Source organism: Oerskovia sp. NPDC056781 (genome assembly GCF_042789955.1).
In the GTDB taxonomy this organism is placed as follows: Bacteria; Actinomycetota; Actinomycetes; order Actinomycetales; family Cellulomonadaceae; genus Oerskovia; species Oerskovia rustica.
Map to the genome: position 1 here is coordinate 1 of NZ_JBHUAD010000269.1, position 4,974 is coordinate 4,974.

The 4,974-nt window shown below is 73.3% G+C and carries 5 protein-coding genes; 3 read left to right on the forward strand and 2 right to left on the reverse strand.

The features are described 5' to 3' along the window. Window positions 1-206: 206 nt before the first annotated feature. A complete protein-coding gene (locus tag ACFRCR_RS16845) occupies window positions 207-794 on the reverse strand; it encodes an HdeD family acid-resistance protein (RefSeq protein WP_377679131.1) in 588 nt (195 codons plus the stop codon). A 225-nt stretch (window positions 795-1,019) separates the two neighbouring features. Here ACFRCR_RS16845 and ACFRCR_RS16850 point away from each other — a divergent pair, with 225 nt between their 5' ends. From ACFRCR_RS16850 to ACFRCR_RS16860, 3 genes are all read left to right on the forward strand, one after another. Beyond that, window positions 1,020-1,361: a metal-sensitive transcriptional regulator gene (locus tag ACFRCR_RS16850; protein WP_030150338.1), complete on the forward strand. Its 342-nt coding sequence runs from the start codon at window positions 1,020-1,022 to the stop codon at window positions 1,359-1,361. Between the two features lie 25 nt (window positions 1,362-1,386). Then, on the forward strand, window positions 1,387-1,755 hold the full coding sequence (locus ACFRCR_RS16855; RefSeq protein ID WP_377679133.1) for a heavy-metal-associated domain-containing protein: 369 nt from the start codon (window positions 1,387-1,389) through the stop codon (window positions 1,753-1,755). 168 nt (window positions 1,756-1,923) lie between these two features. Next, complete coding sequence (locus ACFRCR_RS16860) at window positions 1,924-4,587, forward strand: heavy metal translocating P-type ATPase (protein WP_377679134.1); 2,664 nt, start codon at window positions 1,924-1,926, stop codon at window positions 4,585-4,587. A 122-nt stretch (window positions 4,588-4,709) separates the two neighbouring features. Here the strand turns inward: ACFRCR_RS16860 and ACFRCR_RS16865 are convergent. Then, window positions 4,710-4,974 (reverse strand): hypothetical protein (locus ACFRCR_RS16865; RefSeq protein ID WP_377679136.1); only part of this gene is annotated, 265 nt, incomplete at its 5' end.

Below are 4,974 nucleotides of genomic sequence, written 5' to 3' on the forward strand. Positions count from 1 at the left end.
AGGGTAGGGCGTGCCGGTTAGCCACCGGTTACGCCCCACGGAAGCGTCCGGCCGGTTCGCCCCTTGCCCGGCCGTCGGGAAGGGAGAGGGCGAAGAGCCGCACCAGCGGGTGGAACACGTAGCAGGGCCGGCCCCACTCGTCGGCGCCGCTCACCTCACGCCCGACCGTGCCGTCGTGAACGGCTCGGCAGGCGGCTCCGGCGCGGTCAGTAGCTGATCTGACCGACCTTCTTGCCCAGGCTGCGGATCTGGAAGCCGAACGCGATGAGCGCGACGCCCCAGACGAGGGCGACGATCGCGAGGATCCACACGATCGACACGACGCCCGCGCCCACGTTGAACAGGACCAGGACACCGAAGACGAGCGCGAGCAGGCCCGCGAAGACGCCCCAGCCCCAGCCGCTGCCGGGGACCTTGCGGAGCTCGATGCTCGCGATCGTCTGGAAGAGACCGAGGATCACGGCCCACAGACCGATGATCCACACGAGGACCTCGGCAGTCTTGCCGGGCCACACGAGCAGCACGATGCCGACGGCGACGCTCACGAGCCCGATCGTGACGAGGGCCGCCGTGCCGCCCGTCCCTCGGCGGCGGATGCCCTCGACGATCTCGAACAGGCCGTCGACGAGCGTGAAGATCGCGACGATCCAGATGAAGACGACGGCCGTGATCTCGGGCCACACGAGCGCGACGACGCCGAAGAGGATCGCGACGACGCCGCGGATCACTGGCCAGTACCAGACCTGCTTGGCGGTGGTGGAGAAGGCGGTGAGGATCGGGTCCTGCGTGGTCATGGTGGGCTCCTGACGTCGGATCGTGTCCCGCCAGGAACGCTGGAGCACCGTCCGTGCGGGCTGTTCGACTCTCATCGAACACCCGAAACGGCCGCATGTCGTGGCGAACCGCGCATTCGTCGCGGAGGGACCTTCGCCCCCTTGACAAGGGGATACCCCGCGGGGGTACCTTTGAGGGTTGGTACCCAGTAGGGGTATCCGAGCGAGTGATCACGGAGGCCCAGCATGAGCGACACGACCACCCAGCGCCCGGTCGAGCCGGGCGCTGCCCCCGCCCACACCGGCCCCCACGGGTACGCCTCCGACAAGGAGGCCTACCTCAAGCGCATGCGCCGCATCGAGGGCCAGGTCCGTGGCATCGCCCGCATGATCGACGAGGACGTCTACTGCATCGACATCCTCACCCAGGTCTCCGCGGTGACCAAGGCCCTCCAGGCGGTGTCCATCGGACTCGTCGAGGACCACCTCGGCCACTGCGTCGTCGACGCCGCCCGGTCCTCCGAGGCCGAGGGCGCCGCCAAGGTCCGCGAGGCGTCCGACGCCATCGCCCGTCTCGTCCGCAGCTGACACCCCACCCCTCCCAAGGAGCACCATGAGCACCGTCACCACCCTCGGCGTCACCGGCATGACCTGTGGCAACTGCGTCTCGCACGTCACCAAGGACGTGGGCGCCGTCCCCGGAGTGGAGAACATCAGCGTCGACCTGAACGTCGGCGGCGCCTCCGAGGTCACCGTCTTCTCGGACGACCCGCTCGACGAGGCCGCGCTGCGCGAGGCCGTCGACGAGGCCGGATACGAGGTCGTGAGCTACGAGGTCCAGCTCGACGCCCAGGCCGCGCAGTCGGCCGAGCAGGCCGCCGACCGCAAGGCCCACAACTGCGGCTGCGGCTGCGGCACGGACTCGGGTGCGGACGCCGCGCCCGCACAGAAGACGTACGACCTCCAGGTCCCGCAGGCCTGACCGCTCGACCCGCCCGACGACGGAGCACCGGCCGGACCCCCGGCCCCCGCCCCGTCGTCGGGCACCGCTCGAACTGCACACACCGCCCCCGCCCGCCACCAGCGGGCCGCGACGGAGCACCCCACCCGGCGGGACCCGCCGGACGCACCTGACTCCCAAGGAGCACGGATGACCACCCCCACCGGCCTGACCGCCGGGCCGACCCTGGTCGAGGTCGACCTCGCGATCGAGGGCATGACGTGCGCGTCGTGCGTCGCGCGCGTCGAGAAGCGGCTCAACCGCGTCGACGGCGTCGAGGCCACCGTCAACCTGCCCCTCGAGAGCGCGCACGTCGTGCTGCCCGAGGGCGTCACCGACGCCGAGCTCGTCGAGGCCGTCGAGAAGGCCGGCTACCGGGCGCGGGTCACGGGGCGTCGCGCTGCGAGCCCCGCCGTCCCGGCGAGGGTGGCGGCTCCTGGGGCCGCCGTCGTGCCAGAACCAGCGAGCATCCCGGAGCACGCTGGTTCCGACGTGCTTGCCGAGCCCGCTCCGGCTCCCGCTCCCGTACCCCTCGCGTCGGCCGACACCTCGGCCCCGACGCGCGACCGCGGCGCCGACCTCGGGCGCCGCCTCAAGGTCGCCGCGGCCCTCACGCTGCCCGTCGTGCTGCTGTCGATGGTCCCGGCGCTGCAGTTCCCGGGCTGGCAGTGGGTCGTCACCGCCCTCGCGCTGCCGGTCGTGTCGTGGGGCGCATGGCCCTTCCACACCGCCGCCTTCCGCGCGGCCCGCCACGGCGCGTCGACCATGGACACGCTCGTGTCGATCGGCGTGATCGCCGCGACCCTGTGGTCCCTGTGGGCGCTGCTGCTGGGCGGCGCGGGCGAGATCGGCATGCAGATGCAGGTCTCGCTGCTGCCGTCGCGAGAGCATGCCGCGATGCCCGAGCTCTATTTCGAGGTCGCGGCCGTCGTCACGACGTTCCTCCTTGCGGGCCGATGGTCCGAGCACCGCTCGCGCCGCAAGGCCGGCGACGCGCTGCGCTCGCTCCTCGCGATGGGCGCCAAGGACGCCGAGCGCGTCACGACCGGCCCCGACGGCCACCGCGTGACCGAGCGCGTCCCCGTCTCGGCGTTGCGCGAGGGCGACCTGTTCACGGTCCGCCCGGGCGAGAAGGTCGCGACCGACGGCGTCGTGGTCGAGGGGGCCTCCGCCGTCGACACCTCGCTCCTGACGGGCGAGCCCGTCCCGGTCGACGTGACGCCCGGCGACGACGTCACGGGAGCGACGGTCAACACCTCGGGCCACCTGCTCGTCCGTGCGACGCGCGTGGGCGAGGAGACGACGCTCGCGCAGATCGGGCGTCTCGTGAGCCAGGCACAGACGGGCAAGGCTCCCGTGCAGCGCCTCGCGGACCGGATCTCGGCCGTGTTCGTGCCGATCGTCCTGGTCCTGGCCGTGCTCACCCTGGGCGGCTGGCTGCTCGCCGGTGCGAGCACGCAGTTCGCGTTCACGGCCGCCGTGGCCGTGCTGATCATCGCGTGCCCGTGCGCCCTGGGGCTCGCGACGCCGACCGCCCTGCTCGTCGGCACGGGACGCGGCGCCCAGCTCGGCGTCCTCATCAAGGGCCCCGAGGTCCTGGAGTCCACGCGCCGGGTCGAGGTGATCGTCCTCGACAAGACCGGTACCGTCACGCAGGGCCGCATGGCCCTCGAGCGCGTGGTCACGCGCGAGGGCACGCTCGACCTGTCGCCGGACGCGGCGCGGGCAGCTGCCGGCTCGTCGAGCGAGACGCCCGACGGCGCCGCCCACCACGCCCTGCGCCTCGCCGGTGCGGTGGAGGGGCTGAGCGAGCACCCGATCGCCCAGGCGATCGCGTCTGCGGCGACGCGGGTCGCGGACGGGGTCGGGCACCGCGTGTCCGAGCCGGCGAGCGCTGGAGGTCACGCTGGTCCTGACGACTCGGACGGGGCGGTCGTCGAGACCGGCGCCGACGGCGTGACCGTCGGTTCCGCGCAGGTCTTCGACTTCGTGAGCTCCCCGGGCGGCGGCGTGAGCGGCCTGGTCCGCACCGCGCACTCGGGCCTGTCCCCCGCAGGCGCCCTCAACGCGCAGCGGGTCCTGGTCGGGCGCCCGACGTGGCTCGCCGAGCAGGGCGTCGCGTTCGACGTGTCGGAACCAGCGAGGCCTCAGGGGCACGCTCGCTCTGACGACGCGGGGACCGACCTGCGCCGAGCGTTCGACGAGGCCGAGTCCACGGGCGCGACCGCCGTCGTCGTCGCCTGGAACGGCACGGCCCAGGGCGTCCTCGTCCTGCGCGACCCCGTCAAGGAGACCTCGGCCCAGGCCGTGGCCGAGCTCCGCGCGCTGGGGCTTCGCCCCCTCCTCCTCACGGGCGACAACGCGGGCGCGGCCAAGGTCGCCGCCCGGCAGGTCGGCATCGCGGAGGAGGACGTGATCGCGCAGGTCCTGCCGCAGGACAAGGTCGACGTCGTCGCGCGCCTGCGCGCGGAGGGCCGCGTCGTGGCGATGGTCGGGGACGGCGTGAACGACGCCGCCGCGCTCGCCGGGGCCGACCTCGGCCTGGCCATGGGCACGGGCACCGACGTCGCGATCGAGGCGAGCGACATCACGCTGGTCCGCGGCGACCTGCGCTCGACCGCGACCGCGATCCGGCTCTCGCGCCAGACGCTGCGCGTCATCAAGCAGAACCTGTTCTGGGCCTTCGCCTACAACGTGGCCGCGATCCCGCTCGCCGCCGCCGGGCTGCTCAACCCGATGATCGCCGGGGCCGCGATGGCGATGAGCTCGGTCCTCGTCGTCGGCAACTCGCTCCGGCTGCGCCGAGCAGGCTGACCGGCTCCCTCGGGGCTGCCGAGCACGAGGTTCCGCGCGGTCGAGAACGAGGTTGAGGTCGTCATCGGGAGGATGGCGACCTCAACCTCGTTCTCGGCACCGGGGTGACCAGCGAGTGCCGGTCAGTCCGCCGACGGGCGGCCCGGGCGACGCGGTGGGGGCACGTCCCGAGGCAGTCGGCCCTCGGCGTCGAGGGCCCGGCGCAGCACCATGTCGATCTGCGCGTTGACGCTCCGCAGCTCGTCCGACGCCCAGCGCGCGAGCGCGTCGTGCACCGCCGGGTCGAGACGCAGCAAGACCTGCTTCCGCTCGGTCCGGGGACGTCGGGGCGCACCCTCGCGCGCGAGGGCCGCTCCGCCGTCGGGTCCCGGAGCGTCCGCACCCGGC

Bases quoted from the DNA above. Each gene is read 5' to 3' on its own strand.
- ACFRCR_RS16845 (WP_377679131.1), bottom strand. From the start codon at position 794: ATGACCACGCAGGACCCGATCCTCACCGCCTTCTCCACCACCGCCAAG.
- ACFRCR_RS16850 (WP_030150338.1), top strand. From the start codon at position 1,020: ATGAGCGACACGACCACCCAGCGCCCGGTCGAGCCGGGCGCTGCCCCC.
- ACFRCR_RS16855 (WP_377679133.1), top strand. From the start codon at position 1,387: ATGAGCACCGTCACCACCCTCGGCGTCACCGGCATGACCTGTGGCAAC.
- ACFRCR_RS16860 (WP_377679134.1), top strand. From the start codon at position 1,924: ATGACCACCCCCACCGGCCTGACCGCCGGGCCGACCCTGGTCGAGGTC.